18 protein-coding genes are annotated in these 18,989 nt (G+C 50.6%); 13 read left to right on the top strand and 5 right to left on the bottom strand.

The annotated features are described in order from the left end of the window. The first annotated feature begins 7 nt into the window (after positions 1–7). The 10 genes from nrdR to ribA all read left to right on the top strand — a co-directional run bounded on the left by nrdR (position 8) and on the right by ribA (position 7,311). Positions 8–475 (top strand): transcriptional regulator NrdR, encoded by a 468-nt coding sequence (gene nrdR, locus BTJ40_RS19140; RefSeq protein WP_108734577.1) that lies wholly within the window; start codon positions 8–10, stop codon positions 473–475. Continuing rightward, positions 472–1,617, top strand: coding sequence for a bifunctional diaminohydroxyphosphoribosylaminopyrimidine deaminase/5-amino-6-(5-phosphoribosylamino)uracil reductase RibD (gene ribD / locus BTJ40_RS19135; RefSeq protein WP_108734576.1), 1,146 nt, complete (start codon positions 472–474; stop codon positions 1,615–1,617). The genes nrdR and ribD overlap by 4 nt, the downstream gene beginning before the upstream one ends. After that, complete coding sequence (locus BTJ40_RS19130; protein WP_108734575.1) at positions 1,617–2,279, top strand: riboflavin synthase; 663 nt, start codon at positions 1,617–1,619, stop codon at positions 2,277–2,279. Before ribD ends, BTJ40_RS19130 begins: the two co-directional genes overlap by 1 nt. A 78-nt stretch (positions 2,280–2,357) precedes the next feature. Further along, entirely contained in the window at positions 2,358–3,479 is a 1,122-nt protein-coding gene (gene ribBA / locus BTJ40_RS19125) for a bifunctional 3,4-dihydroxy-2-butanone-4-phosphate synthase/GTP cyclohydrolase II (RefSeq protein WP_108734574.1), read from the top strand. Between the two features lie 77 nt (positions 3,480–3,556). After that, positions 3,557–4,027 carry a 6,7-dimethyl-8-ribityllumazine synthase gene (ribE, locus tag BTJ40_RS19120; protein ID WP_108735355.1) on the top strand — a complete coding sequence of 157 codons (471 nt, stop codon included), beginning with the start codon at positions 3,557–3,559 and terminating at the stop codon, positions 4,025–4,027. Between the two features lie 69 nt (positions 4,028–4,096). After that, positions 4,097–4,540 (top strand): transcription antitermination factor NusB, encoded by a 444-nt coding sequence (gene nusB / locus BTJ40_RS19115; protein ID WP_108734573.1) that lies wholly within the window; start codon positions 4,097–4,099, stop codon positions 4,538–4,540. A 10-nt stretch (positions 4,541–4,550) separates the two neighbouring features. Then, positions 4,551–5,492, top strand: coding sequence for a thiamine-phosphate kinase (gene thiL, locus BTJ40_RS19110; protein ID WP_108734572.1), 942 nt, complete (start codon positions 4,551–4,553; stop codon positions 5,490–5,492). 42 nt (positions 5,493–5,534) lie between these two features. Then, a complete protein-coding gene (locus tag BTJ40_RS19105; RefSeq protein WP_108734571.1) occupies positions 5,535–6,023 on the top strand; it encodes a phosphatidylglycerophosphatase A in 489 nt (162 codons plus the stop codon). Positions 6,024–6,040: 17 nt separating this feature from the next. Continuing rightward, entirely contained in the window at positions 6,041–6,676 is a 636-nt protein-coding gene (locus BTJ40_RS19100) for a TIGR02281 family clan AA aspartic protease (RefSeq protein ID WP_108734570.1), read from the top strand. Between the two features lie 17 nt (positions 6,677–6,693). Beyond that, entirely contained in the window at positions 6,694–7,311 is a 618-nt protein-coding gene (gene ribA / locus BTJ40_RS19095; protein ID WP_108734569.1) for a GTP cyclohydrolase II, read from the top strand. 125 nt (positions 7,312–7,436) lie between these two features. Here ribA and BTJ40_RS19090 read toward each other — a convergent pair whose 3' ends face one another. Further along, positions 7,437–8,711 (bottom strand): amidohydrolase family protein, encoded by a 1,275-nt coding sequence (locus BTJ40_RS19090; protein ID WP_108734568.1) that lies wholly within the window; start codon positions 8,709–8,711, stop codon positions 7,437–7,439. Between the two features lie 151 nt (positions 8,712–8,862). Beyond that, entirely contained in the window at positions 8,863–12,189 is a 3,327-nt protein-coding gene (gene pulA / locus BTJ40_RS19085; protein WP_108734567.1) for a pullulanase-type alpha-1,6-glucosidase, read from the bottom strand. A 592-nt stretch (positions 12,190–12,781) separates the two neighbouring features. On the opposite strand from pulA, the gene rsgA reads away from it, so the two are divergent. Then, positions 12,782–13,900, top strand: a complete 1,119-nt coding sequence (rsgA, locus tag BTJ40_RS19080) for a ribosome small subunit-dependent GTPase A (RefSeq protein ID WP_108734566.1) — start codon at positions 12,782–12,784, stop codon at positions 13,898–13,900. Between the two features lie 39 nt (positions 13,901–13,939). On the opposite strand, the gene BTJ40_RS19075 is transcribed toward rsgA, so the two are convergent. Then, complete coding sequence (locus tag BTJ40_RS19075; protein ID WP_108734565.1) at positions 13,940–14,257, bottom strand: multidrug efflux SMR transporter; 318 nt, start codon at positions 14,255–14,257, stop codon at positions 13,940–13,942. A gap of 475 nt (positions 14,258–14,732) precedes the next feature. Between BTJ40_RS19075 and BTJ40_RS19070 the strand changes: the two genes are divergently transcribed. Beyond that, on the top strand, positions 14,733–15,767 hold the full coding sequence (locus BTJ40_RS19070) for an agmatine/peptidylarginine deiminase (protein WP_108734564.1): 1,035 nt from the start codon (positions 14,733–14,735) through the stop codon (positions 15,765–15,767). Between the two features lie 58 nt (positions 15,768–15,825). Next, positions 15,826–16,713, top strand: a complete 888-nt coding sequence (locus BTJ40_RS19065; RefSeq protein ID WP_108734563.1) for a carbon-nitrogen hydrolase — start codon at positions 15,826–15,828, stop codon at positions 16,711–16,713. A gap of 53 nt (positions 16,714–16,766) precedes the next feature. Here BTJ40_RS19065 and BTJ40_RS19060 read toward each other — a convergent pair whose 3' ends face one another. Together BTJ40_RS19060 and BTJ40_RS19055 are read right to left on the bottom strand one after the other, a co-directional pair. Next, a complete protein-coding gene (locus tag BTJ40_RS19060) occupies positions 16,767–17,615 on the bottom strand; it encodes a sugar phosphate isomerase/epimerase (protein WP_108734562.1) in 849 nt (282 codons plus the stop codon). After that, entirely contained in the window at positions 17,612–18,988 is a 1,377-nt protein-coding gene (locus tag BTJ40_RS19055) for a DUF6005 family protein (protein ID WP_108734561.1), read from the bottom strand. The genes BTJ40_RS19060 and BTJ40_RS19055 overlap by 4 nt, the downstream gene beginning before the upstream one ends. Position 18,989 lies beyond the last annotated feature (1 nt).

Here is an 18,989-nt window from a genome sequence, read left to right as displayed (position 1 = left end):
ATCCCACATGCACTGTCCGTTCTGCAGCGCAGAAGAAACAAAAGTAGTCGATTCCCGATTGGTGGCTGAGGGCGACCAAGTACGCCGCCGGCGCGAGTGCCTGGAGTGCCACGAGAGGTTTACCACATTTGAAACTGCGGAGCTGCTGCTGCCGCGAGTGATCAAGCAAAACGGCCAGCGCGAGCCGTTTAATGAAGACAAGTTGCGCGCGGGTATTCAGCGCGCTGTGGAAAAGCGCCCGGTAAGTATTGAGCGGGTGGAGTCGGCGGTATCTCAAATAAAACACGCTCTGCAGGCGACCGGAGAACGGGAGTTGCCGGCGCGTGCTATTGGTGAATTGGTGATGGAGCAGCTGCGTGAGCTGGACCAGGTGGCCTATGTGCGCTTTGCTTCTGTCTATCGCCGCTTTGAGGATGTCAGCGAGTTTAGAGAAGAGATTGAACGCCTGACCAGTAAGGGATCGAAGACGGAATGAGTCAAACTGTTGTACACAGTGCGGAAGCACTGATGGCCCGCGCTATTCAGTTGGCAGAGCGCGGTCTCTACACCACTATGCCGAATCCGCGAGTGGGCTGTGTGATTACTGACGGGGATGGCAATATTGTCGGCGAAGGCTGGCACAAGCGGGCCGGCGAACCCCACGCTGAGATCGAAGCCCTGAGTGATGCCGGCGACCTGGCTCAGGGGGCTAGTGTTTATGTCACTCTTGAGCCCTGCAGCCATACCGGCCGCACAGGTCCCTGTGCCGAGGCGCTGGTAAAGGCCGGCGTGGCCCGGGTTATTTACGGAATGCAGGATCCGAATCCGAATGTCAGCGGTGCCGGATTGCAAATATTGCGCGATGCTGGGATCGAAGTGGAAGGCCCCATCCTGGAAGAGAGGTGTCGCGCTCTAAACCCCGGCTTTATCAAGCGTATGACCCTGGGACTGCCCCTGGTGCGAAGCAAATCTGCCATGAGCCTGGATGGGCGCACCGCTATGGCCAGTGGGGAATCAAAGTGGGTATCGGGCCCTGCGGCTCGCGCCGATGTACAGCGCCTGCGTGCTCGCAGTTGTGCAGTGATCACCGGGGTTGAGACGGTGCGCTTCGACAATCCCAATCTCAATGTGCGCGCCGATGAAATGGCACTGGAAATGCTGGCCGCAGAGCGAGCCGCCGAAGTGCAGCCGCTGCGGGTAATTGTTGACAGCCAGCTGCGCACCCCAGCGAGAGCCTTTATTTTGCAGGGGGATGCCCCCACATTGGTGTGCACGACAGAGTGCGCGGAGGCCGAGCGCCGCGAGCGTATTGAAAAAACGGGTGCGGAAGTCGTGGTTTTACCCCACGACAAAGAAGGTCGCGTAGACCTGCTCGCCCTGCTCAAGGAGTTGGCGCGACGCCAGTGCAATGAAGTTTTGGTAGAGAGCGGTGCGACCCTCTCTGGTGAATTCCTCTACCGGGGCCATGTCGACGAAATCATTGTTTATATGGCGCCAAAACTGCTGGGTAGCACCGGGCGGCCGCTGTTTGAATTGCCTATCGAGCGTATGGGCTCGATGCTGCCGATTACGATTACCGATATGCGCGCAGTTGGTCACGACTGGCGCATTACTGCAACAACCGATATCGAGCGCTGATGTTTACCGGAATTATTGAAGCCTTAGGCGAGATCGCAGAGTTAAAACCCCAGGGCGGCGACCTGCGTGTACGAGTGCGCAGCGGTAAGCTGGATCTGGGTGATGTGCAACTGGGGGACAGCATTGCCACCAATGGTGTTTGTCTCACGGTTGTTGACCTGCCCGGTGATGGTTACTGGGCGGATGTCTCTGCGGAAACCCTGGATGTGACAACGGTGGGCCGCTGGAAAAAAGGCGACCGGGTCAATCTGGAAAAAGCACTGACACCCCAGACCCGCCTGGGTGGACACATTGTCAGCGGCCATGTGGATGGTATTGGCGAGGTGGTATGGCGCAAGTCCGAGGCTCGCGCCGAGCGTTTCCGCCTGCGCGCACCGGAAAATCTGGCTCGCTATATTGCCCATAAAGGGTCTATCACCGTCGACGGCACCAGCCTCACGGTCAATGCCGTGGATGGGGCTGAGTTTGAACTCACCATAGTGCCACACACGTTGCAGGAAACGATTATGGCCGGCTATACCGCCGGTACTCGGGTCAACCTGGAAGTGGACCTGATTGCGCGCTACTTGGAGCGGCTACTCCTCGGTGATGAGGCAGCCAAGCCTAGTGGTGGGGGTATGACCCTCGAATTTTTGGCCCAGAACGGGTTTTACAAGCGCTAAAGATGGGCCGTGCACCACGGCGAAAACAGCAGCGATAGCCGCTCTATTTGCAATTGATAAATTTATCCAGAGTTAACCATGGAACTAAATACGGTTGAAGAACTGATCGACGATATCCGCCAGGGCAAAATGGTAATCCTGATGGATGATGAAGATCGCGAGAACGAGGGCGACCTGGTGATGGCTGCGGAGCAGATTCGCGCTGAAGACATCAACTTTATGGCCACTCATGCCCGTGGCCTGATTTGTATGCCCATGTCCAAAGAGCGCTGTGAGCAGTTGGACCTGCCGCTGATGTCGCGGGACAACGGAGCCCAGTTCAGCACCAACTTCACCGTATCCATTGAGGCGGCAGAGGGTGTCACCACCGGTATTTCCGCCGCCGATCGCGCGCGCACGGTTCGCGCCGCTGTGGCCAGAAATGCCAAGCCCAGCGATATTGTACAGCCCGGCCATATCTTCCCCATTATGGCCCAGCCCGGCGGTGTATTAAGCCGCGCAGGCCACACCGAAGCCGGTTGCGACCTGGCCCGCCTGGCGGGTTTTGAGGCGGCTGCGGTGATTGTTGAGATCATGAATGAAGACGGCACCATGTCCCGCCGCCCGGACCTGGAAAAGTTCGCGAAAGAGCACAACCTGAAAATCGGCACTATCGCCGATCTGATTACCTATCGCGCCCTGAATGAGAAAACCGTCGAGTGCGTTAATGAGCGCAAGGTGCGCACCGAGTTCGGTGAGTTCAAGCTGCGCACTTATCTCGATAAGGCCCGCCGCGAACGCCACTTTGCCTTTGTTAAAGGCGACCCCACCCCAGAAGAGCCGACCCTGGTTCGTGTGCATGTGGGAAATACTCTGCGCGATGTGCTTACGATTCAGCGCGGCGATGAAAAATTCACCCCGTGGACCTTTCGCCGCGCGATGCAGCGTATTGAAGAAGAGGGTAAGGGTGTTGTGGTACTGATCTGCCACAACGAAACCACTGAAGAAATCGAAGAGAGTATTGATTGGCTGATCAGCGGCAAGCAACAGCGCCCCAGCCAGGACCTGGTGTACAAGCAGGTAGGTACCGGTTCGCAAATTCTGCGGGATCTCAAGGTGCGCAAGATGCGTCTGATGAGCGCACCGTTCAAGTTCAGTGCTATTTCCGGGTTTGATCTCGAAGTAGAGGAATACCTGAACGTAGAGGCGCCGCAACTCTGATAAAAGAGTAACAATACTGAAGCGCCGCTACTGTCCTGATAGCGGCGGCGATGGACAAGAAATACGGATTGAAAATTATGAGCAATATTCAAGTGATCGAAGGGGACTTTGTCGGCAGTACGGGCAAATACGCACTGTTGGTGAGCCGCTGGAACAGCTTTGTGGTTGAAAGCCTAAAGGATGGTGCACTGGACACCCTGCGCCGCAAGGGTATCAAGGATGAAGATATCACTATCTACTACGCCCCGGGCGCATTCGAATTTCCCCTGGCGGCACAGAAGCTGGCTGAGACTAAAAAGTTTGATGCCATTATTGCCCTGGGCGCGGTTATCCGTGGTGGCACCCCGCACTTTGAGTATGTGGCTGGCGAGTGCACCAAAGGCCTGGCTCAGGTATCCATGAATACTGGTATTCCCGTCACCTTTGGCGTGCTGACTGTGGACTCCATTGAGCAGGCTATCGAGCGCTCAGGCACCAAGGCTGGCAACAAAGGTTGTGAAGCCGCCGAAACCGCCCTGGAAATGGTTTCCCTACTCGGCAAGATTTAATTGCCGGCGCACCGGCACAAAAGGTGTGTCGGTGCAGCCCATTCTGTGAAGTATCTACCGGAAAAGACAATGACCGTAACTGCATCCGCCCGCCGTAAGGCACGTCACTACGCCATGCAGGCGCTCTATCAGTGGCAGATGGCCGGCGCCAGCCTCAATTCCATTGAGGCCGAGTTTCACGCCGATAATGATATGAGCAAAACCGACGTGGAATATTTTCGTGATATTTTCCACGGCGTAGCGAAAAACCTCGATGAGGTAGAGGGCGCTTACACGTCGCACCTGGATCGCAAAGTGGAAGACCTGGACCCTGTATCCCGCGCGCTATTGCGCATGGCCACTTACGAGCTGAAAAGCCGTATGGATGTACCTTACAAGGTTGTCATTAATGAGGCGGTGGCACTGGCGAAAAAATTTGGTCCCACCGATGCCTTCAAGTTCATCAATGGCATTTTGGATAAGACCGCTGCGGACCTGCGCTCGGCAGAGGTAGCCGCAGACAAGAAGGGCTGAGTCAGCAATTATGTCTAAAGCGCCGGGGGAGTTTGAGATCATTCGCGATTACTTCGCCCGCGCTCCCCAGGGCGAAGGCGTAGCCCTGGGGATTGGCGATGACTGCGCGCTATTGCAAGCACCTGTCAGCGGGCAGCTGGCCACTTCTATGGACACCCTGGTAGCAGGCCGTCACTTCCCCACAGGTGCTGACCCATTCATGCTTGCCAGCCGTGCACTGCGTGTGAATATCAGTGATCTGGCGGCAATGAATGCCCGCCCCCTCTGGTTTACCCTTGCCTTGACCTTACCCGATAGCGACTCCGTTTGGCTGGAGAAATTCGCCAGTGGCCTGCTGGAAACTGCTGGCAAGTTTGGGGTTTCCCTTGTGGGTGGTGACACTACCGCTGGCCCCTTGTCCATTACGATTCAGGTGATCGGCCATACCGAAAAGCCCCTCCGGCGGGATGGCGCTTCTGTCGGCGACAATATTTATGTGAGCGGCCCACTGGGCGCTGCCGCAGCAGCCCTGCCCGTTATTTTGGCTGAGCGGAATGTGACTGAGTCAGTGCGGCGGGAGGCGGAGCAGGCTTTCTATTTTCCCGAGCCGCAATTAGAAACCGCCAACGCGATTGCAGGCATTGCTACCAGTGCGTTGGATATTTCCGACGGATTACTGGGGGATCTGGGCCATATCTGCAAAGCGAGCGGTGTGGCAGCAGAAATAAACCTGGAGTCTCTGCCCATAGCACCCCTGGCCAATCGATTGGCAGCTGATACTGCCGTAGAGCTGGCGGCCTGTGGAGGGGATGACTACCAGCTCTGTTTTACTGCACCGGCAGCCGCTGTTGATCAAGTTCGTCAGCTGGGTTTCACACCCATAGGGAAACTCGTTGAGGGGGAGCCGCAGGTACGTTGCTCCTATCACGGGAACCCCTGGGTTGCTCAATCGCCAGGCTATAGGCACTTTTAAGTCATTGTGTAGACCATAGTGCCTTTGTGAGAATTCAATAACATGAGCATTAACAACCCGACATTTCCCCAGCTGTTGCGCGATCCCACCCTACTGTTGGCATTTGGGTTCGGCTCCGGGCTGGTACCCAAAGCGCCGGGTACGTTTGGTACCCTGGCAGCGATTCCTTTTTGGTGGTTGATGAAGGATTTGCCTCCATTCTGGTATCTGGCCATTGTGTTTGTTACTGGTGTGGCAGGTTGCTATCTATGTGGTGCAGCTGCCAAGAAAATGGGAGTTCACGATCACGGCGGTATTGTTTGGGATGAAATGGTGGGCTACTGGCTCACCATGTTTATGGCTCCTACAGGTTGGGCTTGGGCGCTATACGGCTTTGTCCTCTTCCGGACATTTGATATTGCCAAGCCCCCGCCCATTGGCTGGGCTGATCGCAAGGTGCAAGGTGGCGTTGGGATTATGCTCGACGATATACTGGCCGCCGTTTATGCGTCCCTGGTACTGCAATTAACGGCGTGGGTACTGGGCGCTTAGATTGATAGGGAAGATCAATGCGCAGCTATTTTGTATTTTTTTTAAGTCTCTTTATTGCTCTGAGTGCTAATGCGCAGCAGGTTCAATTAAAGGGGTTATTTGGCGATAGCGCCATGCTCGAAATTGATGGCCGCCAGAAAATTCTTAAGGCGGGACAAAAATCCCCAGAGGGTGTCACCCTGTTGGAAGCGACTACTCGTTATGCACGGATTAGTGTGTCTGGACGGGAGCAGAAGCTGACCTTGGATGCACCTATAGCAACTAGTTTTGCCAAGGCGGCGAAAGCAGAAGTACGGCTTCCCGCCGATAGCCGTGGACATTATTTAACAAATGCCTGGGTCAATGGCCTGAGAGTGCCGATGATGGTGGATACCGGCGCTACCAATATTGCTATTAATTATCCTACCGCTCGTCGCCTAAGGCTGAATCTGGATAATGCCGAGGAAGTACTAGTCTCTACTGCTAATGGTATTACTAGTGTTTATCGAGTGAATCTTAGCAGTGTCACCATAGGTGGAATCAAAGTTCACAATGTTGATGCGACAGTTCATGCCGATGACTTCCCCCAGGTGGTACTTCTTGGCAACAGCTTTCTCAGCCAGGTTGATATGGAACAGCAGGGTGGTGTGCTGGTACTGCGCGCCCGACACTGATTTAAAGAGGTATTAAGTTGACCATTCGTTTTGTGGAATCCTCAAAACTGCCCACCTCTTGGGGTATGTTTGAGATGCACGGTTTCGAGGAAGTGGAAACCGGAAAAGAGCACGTGGTGCTCACCATGGGTGACTTCGATACCGAAGAGCCTCTGTTGGCCCGTATTCATTCTGAGTGCCTGACCGGAGATGCACTATTCTCCCTGCGCTGTGATTGTGGTGCCCAGCTACAACATGCTATGCATCGTATTGCGATGGAGGGGCGTGGAGCTATTTTCTATCTCCGCCAGGAGGGCCGCGGTATTGGCCTGTTAAATAAGATTCGCGCTTACCACTTGCAGGATTGTGGTGCGGATACGGTGGAAGCCAATGAGCAGTTGGGCTTTGGCGCCGATATGCGGGATTACTCGATTCTGAAGGCAATGATCGAACACCTGGGTATCCATGCCATTCGCTTAATGACGAATAACCCGCGCAAAGTAAAAGCGCTGGAGGACTTGGGCATCAATGTGACTGAGCGCCTGCCGCACCAGTCCGGACGCAATCCCCACAATGCCAAGTATTTGTCCACCAAAAAAGGCAAACTTGGTCACTTGATTGAAAATGAGGATGAAGAAGGAAAAGAGGAAAACTAACTTTCACTTTTCTTTAAGCACCCCAATAAAAAAGGCCGGAGTTATCCGGCCTTTTTTATTTTGTAGAAATTATTTAAAACTGGGTTCGGATATTCTAATTTCGGTTTTAAACTATTCAGAGGCTTTTAATTCTTAAAGACCTTGCCCCCTTTCATCACAAAATCCACATCTAAAAGCTCATCGATATTATCCAGTGGCGAGCCATCGGTGGCGATAATATCGGCGTACTTACCGGACTCAATGGTGCCCAGTGAATCGCTCATATCGATCAGGTCGGCGGCGTTAACGGTAGCAGATTGCAGGATGGCCATATTGTCCATACCGGCTTCATTCATCAGTACCGCCTCGCGGGCATTGATGCCGTGCTTGGATACACCTGAGTCGGTACCGAAAGCAATTTTTACTCCGGCATTGACCGCTTTACGGAAATTGCCGCGCATGTCTGTGCCAACACGAATGGCTTTTTCCTTCTGAGCTTCAGATAAGACATCGGTATTTTTTGCCAGCTGTACCACGGTATCGCCAGCGAGAAGTGTCGGAACCAAGTAAGCGCCGGTTTCTTTAAACAACTTATGGGCGCGGGGACCTGCGTAGGTGCCGTGCTCAATACTGTCTACACCAGCCTCCAGTGCGGCGATAATGCCTTCTTCCTGATGCGCATGACTGGCCACCTTGCGGCCCATACGCTGGGCTGCAAGGACCACCTCTTTTAACTCATCCATTTCCATCTGCTGACCGGTTCCGGTAGCGCGATCGGTGAGCACACCACCAGTAGAAGTAATCTTGATAAAGTCAGCACCGTATTTGATCGCATGGCGGGTCGCGCGTCGGCACTCGTAGGGGCCGTCGCATACAGTTTTGGTCTTGTCGTCGTGCAGCTCCATTAGCTCTGGACTCACCCCGCTGATATCTGCGTGGCCACCGGTTATTCCCACCCTGCCGGCTGCAATAATTCGCGGGCCATCTACCCAACCTTTATTGATCGCATCGCGCATCGCATACATTTCTTCACCACTGTTACCAGCATCGCGCACAGTGGTAAAACCAGACTCCAGGGTTCGCATGGCAAACATTTGCGAGCGCATCTGGGTCAGCGGCATGGACATCTTGAGAGCCTCGGTATCATTTTTAGGTCCCAGCTCACCTTGTAAATGCACGTGCATATCCATTAAGCCCGGCATTACGAAACTATTCTTAAGATCAATGATTTCAGCGTTATCCGGGCTTACATAACCGGATCTGACAGCACTGATCTTGCCGTCCTCGATAATTACACTTTGCTCTTGCAAAGGTTTCTCACCGGGAACGGCGAGGAGTGTGCCTGCATGGATAACAGTAGTTTTTGCCAGTGTTGCGGATGAGAGAAGAGTTGCTATGCCGCAGAGAAGGAGATGCTTCATGATTTGTACACCTATTTATTATTTAGGTACACGCTAAATCAATCTGCGGAATATGACAATTGCGAGTTGATTACTTGATTAGACCCGGGAAATAGTTTCTAAAAAATGAAAAAAAGGCCGGAAAATCCGGCCTTTTAAAATTTATGAAGAATTAATATCTACGGCGTGGCTGCACAAATACTGCGGTAGTTCGGCCGGGCAGGGTAAAGGTGCCGCTGCTCCTATCAAATTTTACTTTGTGCAGGCGTGAGTCTACTGATCGGCGCTGACGTGGGTGCTTGAACAGGTACTCACCAATAAGGTTTTCGCTGGTAAATTCCAATGATTCGTCATCGCCATTAAACAGCACCACAATACGTTCAAAGCGGCGATCGATGCCGCCACTGGAATCGGATAACTCCATCACAATCAGCCCAGGAATCTGGTCGGGTCCGGTGTTGAGGAAATTGAGGTGTGCCTCTACGGACTCTGCATCAGACAAGCGGAACAGGGGAGAGCTGTTGCGAATCGCCAGCTGCTCGCGGAATAGAGCAGAACTCCACAAGCGGTGTCGGCGCTCGGGAGCCAGTTCCGGGTTTGCCAGTAAAGGTTGCATCAGGGACCAGTTATCTTCGTTTTTATCTGCGATAGGTAAACCCGCACCCCAATTATCGGTGGCGAGGCTGAAGTCCAGTGCATTAAACCAGTCACCAGAGTTGTAACTGTCCCGATCCATCGACTTTGAGCGCAGGAAATCCTGGCCTGCGTGGATAAACGGCACTCCCTGGGCGAACAGAACCAGGGAATTACTGAATGCCTGGATACGCACTCGTTCAGCCAAGTCGGCGCTGTCGTTGGCTTTGATCTGTACTCCGTCGAATAGCGTCTCGTTGTCGTGGGCGGCAATATAATTAATGGATTCCTGCGGGTCGGCGGTATAGCCGGTGGGCTGGCCGTTATAGACCAGCTCGCTGCCGGTAATGATATTGCCGTTGGCATCTTTAAAAGGATAATCTGCCAGGTTGCCGGCGAGGGAAACGCGGACTTTATCTGCCAGGGTTAGCAGTGTGGCACGCTCATCTTCTCCCTCAAACTTACCGTTGCTGTCGGTGAACAGGCCGGTACCAAAGCCCTGCTCCTCAAAGCCTCCGAAGGGGTTGCCACCACGCACGGAGTCGCGCAGGCGATCGTTAAAGGTGCCGATACCGCTGCCTGCCATATTGCCCTGGCGGGCCTGTACAAAGCGAGCATCGTCAGCCACCTCGCCAAAATTCCAGCCTTCACCGTACAAATAGATAGCGTTGCCATCGACACCATCGGCTGCCGGCGTCAGTGATTGCAGTGCCGCTTGCGCCTTGAGGATATTGTCGAGGCTGTGGTGTCCCATCAGATCGAAACGGAAGCTGTCCACCTTATAGGCCCGGGCCCAGGTGACCAGGGAATCGATCATCAGCTTTTCCATCATGGCGTGCTCACTGGCGGTATTTGCGCAGCAGCTGCTCATTTCCACACCGCCTTCCAGGTTGCGGCGGTGGTAATAGCCGGGGACGATTTTATCGAGTACGGAGTTATCGTATTGGCCATAGGAGCTGGTGTGGTTGTAAACCACGTCCATCACCAGTCGCAGGCCGGAGTGGGATAGCCCTTGCACCATTTGACGGAATTCGCGAATGCGCGCAGGTCCATCGGGAGCGCTGCTATAGCTGCCTTCGGGGACCGTGTAGTGCAATGGATCGTAGCCCCAGTTAAAGCCATCGGTATCGCGAACAGAATCTACCTGGGCCTGCTGCTCGCTGCTGTCCGATGCGTAGTCTGAGAGGTCCGGGGTTTGCTGCTGCTGCGTGCGATCCTCATTGACTGTGGCAAAGTCAAAGGCCGGCAGCAGGTGGATATGGGTGAGGCCGGCGCGGGCCAGTTTATTGAGGTGGCGCATGCCGTCGCTGTGCTTGCGGGTGAAAGCCTTGAAGGTGCCGCGCTCTGCTTCGGGGACAGTTTGATCCGCAATACTGAAATCGCGTACGTGTAGCTCGTAGACACTGATATCTTCCGGCTGGGTTAACTTGGGCTTGCGCAGGCGGTCCCAACCGCGCGGCTTCAGGTCCCGGTCATCCAGGTTGACGATCTGGCTTTTGCCGCTATTGATGGAGAGACTCAGGGAGTAGGGGTCGGTGACCAGGTTGGTTTCAATCTGGCGGCTGAAGTAGGAGTACACCTCGACCTCGTAGAGGTAAAAGCTGCGGTCCCACTGCTTATCGATATCGGCACTCCAAACCCCGGTAGATTCATCGTGCAGCATGGATACCACCTGATCGGCGCTATCGCTGCTGGAGTCTGTAAACAGGTACAGCTTTACTGCCCGTGCGGTGGGTGCCCAAAGATCGAGTTGGATACTCTCCTCGCCGACACGGGCACCGAGTTCACCGTCGTAGTAAAAGCGGTCATCGAGCGCACCTGCCATCTGCACACCAGTCGCATCCAGTAACTTGCCTTCCGCATCGTAAGCGGCGAGGGCGAGCTGCTGGGTTACCAGATCACTAATGGAAACCTGCCCTGGCAATTGCCAGGCACTGAAACTGGCCAGGTGTGGGAATTTTTGTTGGGCGCTGCCGGGCAGGGTGGCGAGAGGGGTGAGATCGATGGTGCCATCGGAACGGATATCACCGTCCTCCAGTTTTAGCTCGGCGCTGTTGCTGTAGTGCAATTTAACCTTGGTGCCTTCCTGCACCTGGATATCCCAGGCAAAGCTGCTGGTATCCACCCAGTGCGCTTTATCGCTGCTCAGGTCACCCTTGGCGAAGCCATCACTGCTGACGGTGACTTCTTTACTATTCGAGTCAAAAGCAAAGTAGATTTCGTCGTAATCGGCAGCCACGGTAAAGTTGACGTTGGCTCCATTGTTGCCGTAGCTCTCCTCCCAGCCTTCGTGCAGGGCTACCTTGAATTCATAGGAACCGGCAGGAAGCGCTGAGGTGATAAAGGTGTAGGTGCCATCTCCATCGGCATCCTGCATCCAGCTGCGCAGGCAACTGGGTTGCCAGTCTCCCGGACACCCGAGCAGGGATTGGAAGTTGCCGGCTACAGTGGCGACCACGCTATTGTGGTTGTCGGTGATCCAGTGACTCTCGTGGTCGTAGATAAATTTAACTTCGCGGGCCTCATCCAGGCTAAGGGAAATATTACCGCCGTCCCGCTGGCCGCCCCAGCCATAATTTTCATCCCAGCTATTGTTGAGAGCGGCTTTGTACTCCCAGTTGCCGCCGGGTATCCAAAAGTTGCCCTGCCATTTGTCGTCTTCGCTGTCATAGCGGAGCAGGGTGGCGACACAACCTGGTTGCCAGTCGCCATCGCAGCCCAGTTGGCTTTGTAGGTTGCCGGGAATATTGACCTCTGTGGGATCTGGTGTGTCAGATGCCCAAACCGGTAATTGGATGGAGCAGAAGACTGCCCCCAGAATCAGCCCCGCCCTTGTGCCGGGTCCTGTAAATTTTGTTGTTGGCATAGCGCTTCCCATTTTTTGTTTTACTTGTTGCGGTTCTCTCAGTTGGTATTGAATCGCAGTCACGCATTGACGGCCTCCCACCCCGAGGAGGTGGAGGTCTGGCAGAGGTGGTTGGGGGTGTCATAAAACCTTTATAAATTCGTCACTTGGTGGAAACACCCGCAGGAGAAGATGTTTCCCGAGTAAACGCGATGGCGAAAGAAAAAGCCGGATCTATACTCAACTGATCGGGTTATGGTGAGTCGAGAAAGGTGATGCACTCGCTGTAATCGGATTCGAAGGCCGGCTTTTGCCGGCTTTGCTTTTTGTGGCGGGGCAATTACTAAGAGGCTTCCCAGGATTACCGACTTGCTCCTGTCCCCTGGTAGTGCTAATTTACCCATAACCCGCCAGGTAAAATGGCGGAGTCCAGAACTCAATGACTGCGGAGGATGATTGATGATTGTTGCAGCCCTCCGTCGGGTCCAGTAGCAGCCTCCAGCTGCCCACGCCCGGCGATAGATTCCTAGACGTCGGGCTTTCCCTGAGAAAGCTCTGTTGGCCGCGTATCTGCGGTCGCTTGGTGCTTTGTTGCGCCCAGAGGGTTTCAATCTTGAGTAAATCTCACTTTACCCGCCGGTCTGTTAATAGATTCGGCACTAAATCCCCATCTATCAAAATTGAGCGGGAAGCTTCTCCGCTGCAAAAACTTGGTTGGAAGTCTTTTTTCCAACAGCAGCTGACGCTCGAAGAACTCGAGCAGTGTTTGCCGCTGCGGATTATGGCTGTACACCGCAGTCGCCTGGAATTGGCCGGCGAGCAGGGGGCTGTGTCCCTTCCGCTAACCGGGAGTCTTGTGGCTAATTTGCCCGCGGTGGGGGATTGGCTGTTGTTAGAGAAGAGCAGTGGATATTTCGTGCGTTTGTTGAGTCGCAGCAGCCAGTTTGAGCGCATGGCACCTGGGGGGCATCAGGTGCAGATGATCGCCGCCAATGTCGATAGTGTTTTTATTGTTTCGTCCCTGAATGATGACTTTAACCTCTCACGTATTGAGCGCTATTTGGCTCTGGCTCGGGAGTCCGGTTGCAGCCCACACCTGATACTGACTAAGGCCGATCTGTGTGAAGACATTGCCCCTTTTCTTCAGGCTTTGCGCCCATTCGGTGAATTACCTGTTGCAATGGTAAATAGCCTGGATCGAGAAAGCGTGGCACAGCTGCGCCAGTGGTGCTTACCTGGGGAAACTATCGCGCTGTTAGGTTCTTCTGGAGTGGGTAAATCCACTTTGCTAAATGCGCTGTCTGGCGAATCCCTGGCTGAGACTGGGACCATTCGCGAAGCCGATAGTAAAGGGCGTCACACTACACGGAAACGCTCTCTTCACTCCCTGAGTTGGGGAGCGCTGTTACTCGATAGCCCTGGAATGCGGGAGCTGGGGTTGGTGCATGTTGAAGATGGCGTGGCGGAGACTTTTTCTGATATTGAGGCCTTGTCCAGAGAGTGTCGCTTCTCTGACTGCCAGCACCAGTCGGAGCCAGGCTGTGCGGTACAAGAGGCAATAACGGGCGGTTCGTTGGATGATCGGCGCTTGCGCAATTGGCAAAAACTGCAACAGGAACTAAGCCGTAACGGTCAAACTCTCGCGCAGAAACGGGCAGGGGAGAGAGCGCTATCCCAGATGTATCGATCTGTACAAAACCAGGCGCGTAAACACAAATATTCAGAGGATTAATAGAACTGGCGCCCGGGAATTTTCCCGGGTGCTTCTCAATTAATGAGAGAGTTTTAACGTGACAACACCTAAGATAATGAGCAAAACTCCCAGATAGCGTCCAAGGCTGGTGGAGTCTCCAAAGAACAGCACCCCTACCGCAAAGGCTCCGGCGGCACCAATTCCAGTCCAGACCGCATAGGAAGTACCAATAGGTATCTCCCGCTGCGCCAGCCACAGAAGAAATCCACTGACCCCAATAAATACCACAGCCATAACCACACCCAGAAGGCGGGTGTTACTGCCCTGTGAAATTTTCAGTCCCAGCACCCAACCAATTTCGCATAGTCCGGCGAGTATTAAGTAGAACCAGGCCATGATATTCCTTTAAAGAGACTCGGCGATTTGCTTTTAGCGTAGAAATCAATGTTGACATGTCAGTAAACAAGTCTTTCCCGTATTAGAACAGATATAGTTGAGAATAGCTGAGATGGCTTTATTGAAAGTCAGGTGGAGAGCTGTGCCTCGCTCCCATCCAGTAATTAATCTCAAAGTGCAGCCGGACCTGTTTGAGTTCTTAAAACGCTATCTATTAGTTACATTGCCAAGTGCATTGTTTCGGAGGAAGTTGGAGCATGCTAAATAAATAAAATCTTTACTGAGAGGGCTTTGTATCGTTTTCCAGATGAAATCTGGAAAACGATAAAACTGTGCGAAAGTCTATTTAAATCAGAGCCTAAACTTGCGCGAAATGAATTTTTCTATATCATTGTAATGATAATTATTATCATTTGGTACTGGTTCAATACCCTTGTAAATTTAAAATAACTATCAGATAAAGTAATTAAAACTTATGTCAAATAGATTGCCACCTGAATGGGCCAAGCAAGATGCAATAATGCTCACTTGGCCCCATGCGGATACTGATTGGAAACCGATACTAAACGAAGTAGAAGCGGTTTATGTTTCTATTTGCGAAGCTATAACTGCTCGGCAAAAACTGGTAGTCGTTTGTCATGATGAGGTTTTAAAAATACATATTAGCCAGTTATTACATGGGGCTAATGTAATAATTCAGAATGTTCAGTTTGTTATTGTTGCCACAAATGATAGTTGGGCGAGAGATCATGGCCCAATTTCAGTAGTGAACAGCCAAGGACAAGTTGTTGCTCTCGATTTCACGTTTAATGGATGGGGAAGCAAATACCCGGCTGATTTAGACAATCAGATTAACCAGGAAATGTTTAAACAACTGGGTATCTGTAATTGGCGAAAAATTGACGTCGTTCTTGAAGGTGGAGCAATAGATATTGACGAAAAGGGTAACCTTTTAACGACTGAGCGCTGTTTGCTAAATAAAAATCGTAACCACCGTATGACAAGAGCGGATATCGAGGGACTGCTAAAAACTGAGTTAGGTGCAAAGAATATTCTATGGCTGGATCATGGCGTATTAGAGGGCGATGATACGGATAGCCATATCGACACTCTTGCACGGTTTGCACCTGGCCAAACCATTATCTATCAGGGCTGTAATGAAAGTGGTTATCGTTTTTTTGATGAGCTTGAGAAAATGAAGCAGAGTTTAGTACAAATGCGCTCGCTTGATGGGAAACCATTTAATTTGCTGGAATTACCATGGCCTAGCGGACAAGCTAATGCAAGTGGTGAGCGTTTACCTGCCACTTATGCCAATTTTCTAATTATCAATGATGCGGTACTAGCTCCTATATATGATGTTGAAGAAGATACTGAGGCGTTACAAACTCTCCAGATGGCATTTCCGGAGCATCAGATAGTTGCAGTTAATTGCCGGCCCATTATCGAACAGTTCGGTAGTTTGCATTGTTTAACTATGCAGCTGCCGAAAAACTTCTTAGCTAATTAGGCGTTAAAAATAATTTATTGCATCTAATCTAAAATTAAATAATCTAGCGAATTTATTAATGAGTAACATAGTTAAAGTGGCACTTGTTCAGCAAAATAACACTGTTGATTGCCAACAAAATATTGATAGGTCAACTCAGGGAATACGTGCCGCAGCGAGTGAAGGCGCTGATTTAGTAGTGCTGCAGGAGTTGCATCGTAGCCTGTATTTTTGTCAGTCAGAAGATGTAAGTTTATTCGATTTAGCTGAGACGATCCCTGGACCCAGTACGGATTATTTTGGACAGCTTGCAAAAGAACTCGGCGTGGTCATAGTGACTTCTCTATTTGAAAAGCGTGCTGCAGGTATTTATCACAATACTGCAGTGGTATTGGATAAAGATGGCTCTATTGCCGGAAAGTATCGAAAAATGCATATTCCGGACGATCCGGGATTTTACGAAAAATTTTATTTCACGCCTGGTGATTTGGGCTTTGAAGTTATAGAGACGAGTATTGGCAAGTTGGGCATATTGGTTTGTTGGGATCAATGGTTTCCTGAAGCCGCCCGACTGATGGCAATGGCTGGAGCAGAATTACTGATTTACCCAACCGCAATTGGATGGGACCCGCGCGATGATGCGGCTGAGCAGCAACGACAACTTGAAGCCTGGAAAATTGTACAAAGGTCCCACGCGGTAGCGAATGGCGTACCAGTTATTAGTTGTAATCGTGTGGGCCATGAAAGTGATTCCAGTGGAAGTTCTGCCGGCATTGATTTCTGGGGTAATAGCTTTATCTGCGGTCCACAAGGCGAGCTACTTGTCTGTGCAAGTGAAAGTGATGGTGAGATACTAATTGCGAATATAGATATGGAGAAAAGTGAACAAGTACGCCGTATTTGGCCATACTTGCGAGATAGACGTGTCGATCATTACCAAGACTTAACGAAAATTTACCGTGATTAAGAGTTGATAGCTTGGGTCTGCCAGATTTCCTAGAAATTAGCAGACCCAATTTACTAAATGGCTAGTGGTTCGCGACACTGCTGAAGTTGTTGAATTAGGTATCTATCTCTAGCTAGTGTTTCTTTACAGTCATCACCAAACCATTCCAGTGAAGCTTCAATGTTGCGGACTCTCTTGTCTGGATGTTGACTAATATGACTTACGAATTCCTGATAATTAACAGCGCCATCAAACAGCGGGACAATACCTTCCCGCGAGCCAGAAGCAGAATATACATTAGCAGGCGAGAACACATTCAGGAATTCTGCAGAACTTACATTCTTTAAGTGGATATGATTAATATTATCTTTTAAAGCCTCAAAAGCTGGGATCACTTCAGTTTTTGATTCCCAGACATGGAGTACGTCAAAATTGATTTGAAGATTGTCACAAGCAACGCTCTGTAATAAATGCTTTGTTGCTGGGACGGAATCCGCATATGTATTGGGATGTGTTTCAATAATCAAATTGAGGTCATGTCGGGACATCCAATGACAGACCTTGCGCAACGTCTTTGTTAATCGTGCAAAGCCATGCTCAGATGTGTTTGCGCTTGCTTCGGAGCCGGCAAAAGTCCTAATTTTCTTAGCGCCCCAATGTTTTGCTAAGTAACATAAATGTTCTACTTGTTTATGTAACTCTGCTTCAGTGGCATATAGCGCTAAATAATCACTTAACATCGTGATTTTTAGGCCGTAGTCCGCCAACCAATCTTTATTATATTCTGGTTGAGAGGCGAGATTTTTTGCGTGAGTTCCCCACAATTCAATACCCTGAAAATGATTATGCTTCGCCCACTTTGCCAAATGATCAATTGAAACCAGTTGATGGCGAAAAGAGATTGTACAGATAGATAAAATCATATGCACACCTCATTGGAACGTTCTTTATTAGTAATAGCTACATGGTTTTGCCATTGTTGAAATAATGTATGTAGCTGACGTTTGATTTTAAATTCTCGCTGATCTTGTTGATCCAGTAGCTGCATGATTTCTGTTTTAATATCTGTCGATGATTCGGATGGATAGTTTCCTTCAGTAGCGTAATTCGCAATTTTCATAGAGCGAAATTGAATCTGCTTATAGGTGGAAACTAACTCTTCAATAATGTCGCACCATGTTTCAAATTCATCAAAATCCAAATTCAGCTGCAACATAAAATATGCCAAGCCATGTTCGTAGGCATATTTTCGAATAGCCAATACGGGAAGTTGAGTGAGAGCACGGCTCAAATTAGAGGGGCATAGCTGACTTTCAGGCGTTAAATGTGCCGTGACAATTTGTCGCACGGCATCCGTCATCGGATTATTTTTTAAGTTCAAACAGGCAATAAAATAGTCATGGATTGACTGGTTGGAGCTTAGTTTAATTTGGCTGCTATCAAAGATATAACCGCCAGCAACAGCGTCCGACTCAATTGCGTGTAATACTTGTTTTTTATTTTGCTTTCCTTCCCAACGAAAATCAGGATCCCACATAAATAACATTTCTGGATCTTGACTATTTTCCAGCATTACGTAGTGAGGGAATGGATTCTGGTTAAACTTATTTTCGCGTTCTGGCAACCTATACATATCTAGCATTACCATTATGTTCTGACTGGCAGATTTATTGTCTAGTAATGTTAGTAATGTATTAATATTATCGCTTTTGGATAAGCCTTGGTTGTACCAGGACTTTACCTCGACACCATAAATTTTCTCGAACCAGTGTCGAAAGAAGTCATGGTTCAAATTCTCAGCGTGATAGTTGATACAATAATCATTATCAACTACAACATCGGCGTCCCATACACCAAAATAAAATGGTCTATGGTCAACGTGATCATTTGCTTTGATACACTCGCATAGACAACTCACAAAACAATGTACTTTAATATCCTCAAATTCTTCTGTCTGCTCTCCAGTTTGTTCTGCTGGGGCTATTTCGACTCCTGATTTCTCTTGAGGATCTGTATACTTGGGAGAAGCGCCATTCTCACCCTTATAGTTAACCCGGCCTAATATAAACTCACTAAAGCTATCGACTGTATCAAAATCCTTCAAGTTTAAGGCTTCATCGGGTATATCAATTCCCAGCTTTAATTCCAAGCTAATAAGTACTTGCAGGATCAGTACGGAGTCAAGATATAAATCTTCATTTAGCTTGGAGTGAAGCTGAATATCTTCTATATGTGTTAGATTCAACTCATTAGTAAGTATGCTCTGAATCGAATCTACTATTTCAGTCTTTTGCATA

The organism is Microbulbifer sp. A4B17 (assembly GCF_003076275.1).
Taxonomy (GTDB): Bacteria; Pseudomonadota; Gammaproteobacteria; order Pseudomonadales; family Cellvibrionaceae; genus Microbulbifer.
The sequence above is the reverse complement of the archived record's forward strand: the minus strand, read 5'-3'. Positions and strand labels throughout refer to the sequence as shown.